Raw genomic sequence first — 5616 nt, forward strand, 5'->3', positions numbered from 1 at the left:
TGAACAGGCGATTTATGCTTATGATAAGGCTCTAGAATTTAAACCAGATGATGACGCAGCTTGGAACAATAAAGGCATTGCTCTGAAAAATTTAGGCAGATATGAACAGGCGATTTATGCTTATGATAAGGCTCTAGAATTTAAACCAGATGATGACGCAGCTTGGAACAATAAAGGCATTGCTCTGAAAAATTTAGGCAGATATGAACAGGCGATTTATGCTTATGATAAGGCTCTAGAATTTAAACCAGATGATGACGCAGCTTGGAACAATAAAGGCATTGCTCTGAAAAATTTAGGCAGATATGAACAGGCGATTTATGCTTATGATAAGGCTCTAGAATTTAAACCAGATGATGACGCAGCTTGGAACAATAAAGGCATTGCTCTGAAAAATTTAGGCAGATATGAACAGGCGATCGCTGCTTATGATAAAGTTTTAGAAATTAAACTAGACTATTACGAATCTTGGAACAATAAGGGAGGTATACTGTTAGATTTAGAAAGGTATGAAGAGGCGATCGCTGCTTATGAAAAAGCCTTAGAAATTAAGCCGGACTTTCACCCTGCTTGGTTTGGTAAAGGTAGCGCTTTTTTACAGTTAAAACTTTATAAACAAGCAATAGTTGCTTATGAAAAATCTCTAGAAATTCAACTAGACTATGAAGCTTCCATTAGTAATCTTGGCTTAGTTAAATATGAAATGGGAAAAATAGATGAAGCAATAGAACATTGGCAAGCTGCACTTAAAATTAATAACCAATTTGTAGAACCTAAATTAGCAATAGGAGTTGCCCTCTACAACAAAGGCAGAATTCCAGAAAGTTTAACAATAGCTGAAGCAGCATTAAAATTAGGCAAAAGTTGGGGAAACTTGCAACGTCTCAAAGAAGAACTTTGGGGCGACAAACTATTAGCAGATGCAGCCAAATTATTAGAAAATCCTCAGATAAAAATCTTACTATCAGAGAATGAAGAGTAGGGAGTAGAGAAAGATTATTTCTCCCTTTTTTTCCGCATTTACTCCTTCTTCCTTCTTCCTTCTTCCTTCTTCCCTCTTCCTTCTTTCTTCAGAAAAAAGAACTTTGGGGTGAAAAACTATTAGCAGATGCAGCCAAATTATTAGAAAATCCTCAGATAAAAGCTTTACTATCAGAGAACAAAGAATAGGGAGTAGAGAAAGATTATTTCTCCCTTTTTTTCAAAATTTACTCCTTCTTCCTTCTTCCCTCTTCCTTCTTTACTTCAGAAAAAAGAACTTTGGGGCGAAAAACTATTAGCAGATGCAGCCAAATTATTAGAAAATCCTCAGATAAAAGTCTTATTATCAGAGAACAAGGAATAGGAAGTAGAGAAAGATTATTTTTTCCTTTTTTTCAATTTTGGGGGATGCGCGGGGGCTTGGATGTAGCAAATTTCTCAAACAACCTCTAATGTGGATTAGTTGGAAACTTTTGGTAGGAATTTTCCCCTAAACTTCCTTTAAAATTTATTTGACTGATAACTGATAACTGATAACTGAAATTTGCCCCCCTGGCCCCCCAATTCTGGGGGGAACAAGAATCCATTATCTTCTAAAATTCCCCCAATTTTGGTGGGTTTAGAGGGCTTTAATGTAGCAAATGAGACTTCTCAAATAACCTCTCAGATAAAAGCTTTATTATCAGAGAACAAGGAATAGGGAAGGGTAATTATCCATTATCCGTTAATAAAATAATTATTGATTAATAAACAGTTAGATATGGCAAATGAATTAAGGGAAGGAGATAATCTAGCTCCCGTTAACTATGACAGTTTGTTAGAACAAATTTTAAACAAATTACCAGAACAAAATCTGTTTAAAATATCGAGCGATAGCCGACGTTTACTGATAAATATTGATGAGGTAGCTGCATCTATTGCTACTACCAATATTCAAAATCCTTTAAGTACTACTAAGGGGGTTCGTGTTGCTACTGTAAATTTTGTAAACCGAGAAAAATTTCTGACTCAAATACAAGAAATAAAAGACTATTTGATAACTAATTTAGAGTCTACAGAAGGAATAGGAGATATTGATGGTTTTGTCGATAGTTTAATTGTGAATTTAACAGATTTTCAGGGGCGTGCTAATAAGCTAGGTTTAGCTTATCCTTTTGACGAACAGTATACAGAATTGCAAAAACAAGAGTTAATTTTAGATTCTCAACTTCCCGGTAGTAATTCTTTACTGAAATTCCATAAACTGACAATTACAGTGGGAAATATTGGGGAGTTTCAGTCTCAGCTAAAGGAAGGAATTAAAGGGAATATTCAAAACAATTTTGATTCGGACGATCCAGAAGATATAGAAGATGTTTATAATCTTTTAGAAAAAAAAGTTGAGGATAAAAATTCAGATTTTAACCAACTACAAAGACTGGTAGATGAGGAAACGTTAGGGAAACTGAAAAAGGAAGCAAAAATTATATATCTAGAACATTTATTAGCGAATATTGAGACTAATGATAAGTTAGGAGTTATTTATCTGACAGATTTAATTCGGCGCTTGAAGTTAATTGAGCAATATATTAATGATGAGTCTAAAGCGGATGGAGATTATGATGTTTCTTATGGTGGAGAAAAATTTAATTACCGGGATATTTTTGCTCGTGCTGAAGTTTTCGATGCACTGCCAATTATTCCAATTATTGATGGTAATTTGGGAGAAACTACAAATCGAGAAACAGGAGAAACTCAATTTATTTTGTGTTTGAAAATGAAGTTGGATGGGAAAGTACAAGCTAGAGGTGGAAAAGAAGTATTTGATTATAATTTGGAGATTATTACTCATAAAAATCTGGAGGAAAATGAGGCGTTAAAGGCTAATCCAGACAAAAGGAAAACTTGGGCAAGAAAAATATTAACACGAGCATTTTTATACTATTTTGTATTTTCTTGCCCAGACCCAAATGCAAAAAATTATCATTCTGATGATGAGTTAACTTATAAGCCTATATCTAAATTTGACGAGCAAGTTTTGCCTGTATTGAAAGGAGATAATGATGCTGAAAAGGATAGTATTTTTCGTGGGTTGGTAATAGGATTTGAGAAATATGGAGTCAAGGAAAAAATCAGTAAGTTAAGGGGTTTAATCAGAAACTTTTTAGATAGAGGGAAAAAATTGCCTAACTGCATAGAAAATCGTCAAATTTGTATTAATAAACGAATTCTCAAAACTGATACTGAGAGTCTGTTTCAAGGTAGTTTTTTTCATAATGATTTGAAAGAAAATTATAAGAAATGTCTGAGGTATATTTTTCTGGTTGAGGAAGGAACAAATAATCGATCTGTATGTCAACTACCTGCTTCTATCAAGATAGAAGATGTGCGTTATTTTGAGGGAAGCGATCGCCAAAATTTTCAGTGGGAATATGATGTAAAAGGAATTAAAGCATTACCTGTAATGTGGATACCTGATACAGATACTTGTCGGCGAATTTATCACGAAAGTTTTGTGCAGAAAGGATATAAGTTTATTCTGTTTAGTTACAATAATCAACGTTTAAATCCACAGAAAAATCAATTAAATTCGACTCAAGCATTTGTCTACCGCTTTACTTGGATATTGTTATCTTATCTTTGCCTACATATTTTATTAGAGCAATATTCAGGAACAGAAAAAGAATTATTTATTCCCATGGTGCGACTCCATGAGGGAACCCACGAAAATCCTTTTCCTGCTGAAAAGTTTCTGGCTAATCTTGCCAAAACATTCTCTTTTATTTTCAGTAAAAAATATCGGTGTAACTCTCAAGGTTTCCGAGTTAATAAACCACCTACTCCTTTCAATATCAGAAATGGTTTAAACTCCTTATACTCTGTATTGCCTAAAAAGTTTAGTTTCAATGATAATTCTGACTCTACTTTATTAGATAAACTGGCAATTATTATTGTCTCTAGCAAACTGAGCGACTCCAGAACAGGTAGTCAAAACCGTAAGGATAGAATTGCTAATTTATTTGGGGAAGTAATAAGCATTCAAAGGTTAGAAAATGGCAGTGTAAAAATTCAACCTTTGACGACATTTTTTGATAACTATCGACTCCGAAATATGTATGGCGAACCACCAATTTTAATGGATATAGTCAGCGAACTTTGCTTACAAGGATATCGACATTTTTTATATGTAGCACAAGCACCTTATACCAGTACATTACATATTACTCAACAAGAAGAGGAAGAGAGACTATATTTCATGTCACCTACTATTATTAAAGCCATGAAGCAAAACCGAGATGACATTAAAATATATCCTGTACTTTTTGATAAATATTATGTCCGAAAAATCAAAAAACCAGGAGTAAAATCTTTCTATATCCAAGACACTAGACAATTAATGAGTATTGCTGAAGATAGTAGTCAAAAATCAGTAGTATTTTTCAATTTGTTTAATGGCATTTCTGTGGGTGGGGACAAAACTAAGGATGAACGATTTTATAACGGTGTTATTTCCTATTCCACTCTGTTAGGAAAATATTATTCTGGGGTGATGGATGATGAGGATATTCGACAAGGTTTGGTTTATGATAGTTCGTTGAAAAATGATATTCTCCAATATTTGACTTTTTTCCATTTTTCCCGGTATGAGAAACAGGAGAAAAATAGTAGTAATTTAAGTTTAAAGTTAGACCCTTATCAAAATATCATTGGCGATGAAGCGTTGGGAAGTTTGGCAATTTTTCGTCAGATGACAGAAAATATTGAGTTTAATGCTTTGGCTTTTTTGACAGAAGTTAATGATGCTGTTGATGGAGTTGATTTTTAATGGGAGGTGGGAAAAATAAGTTTTAAATAAATAGTAGGAATATTTCAAAAAGTGGAAAATTTTGAAGATATCTATATTTAAGAGTCAGAAAAAATCTGCCTTTACCTGAGATATTTCTACTAAGTGGACTCTGATATTCTCAGGGAAAATCTCTGAATTTTCGGCAAAATTCCGAAAGTGAAAAATTCTGAGACTATCTATATTTAAGAATCCGAAAAAATCTGCCTTTACCTGAGATATCTCTACTAAGTAGACTCTGATATTCTCAGGCAAAATTTATCAATTTTCGGTAAAAGTCAGAAATTGGGAAATTATGAGGATATCTATATTTAAGAATTACAAAAAATCTGCCTTTACCTGAAATATCTCTGTGAGGTAGACTTTGATACTCTCAGGGAAAATCTCTGAATTTTCGGTAAAACTCAGAAAGTGAAAAATTTTGAGGATATCTATATTTAAGAATCAGAAAAAATCTGCCTTTACCTGAAATATCTCTGCGAGGTAGACTTTGATACTCTCAGGGAAAATCTCTGAATTTTCGGCAAAGGTCAGAAAGTGAAAAATTTTGAGGATATCTATATTTAAGAATCCGAAAAAATCTGCCTTTACCTGAAATATCTCTGTGAGGTAGACTTTGATACTCTCAGGGAAAATCTCTGAATTTTCGGTAAAACTCAGAAAGTGAAAAATTTTGAGGATATCTATATTTAAGAATCAGAAAAAATCTGCCTTTACCTGAAATATCTCTGCGAGGTAGACTTTGATACTCTCAGGGAAAATCTCTGAATTTTCGGCAAAGGTCAGAAAGTGAAAAATTTTGAGGATATCTA

2 protein-coding genes are annotated in these 5616 nt (G+C 33.4%); both read left to right on the plus strand.

Features of this window, described 5'->3' with window-relative positions; translation table 11 throughout:
- On the plus strand, positions 1-982 hold a 982-nt coding region (locus tag AC3DU7_RS20265), incomplete at its 5' end, for a tetratricopeptide repeat protein (RefSeq protein ID WP_488041109.1).
- Between the two features lie 759 nt (positions 983-1741).
- Entirely contained in the window at positions 1742-4786 is a 3045-nt protein-coding gene (locus tag AC3DU7_RS20270) for a hypothetical protein (protein WP_488041110.1), read from the plus strand.
- Positions 4787-5616: the final 830 nt, after the last annotated feature.

This window comes from Okeania sp. (genome assembly GCF_983059655.1).

Bases quoted from the DNA above. Each gene is read 5' to 3' on its own strand.
- AC3DU7_RS20270 (WP_488041110.1), top strand. From the start codon at position 1,742: ATGGCAAATGAATTAAGGGAAGGAGATAATCTAGCTCCCGTTAACTAT.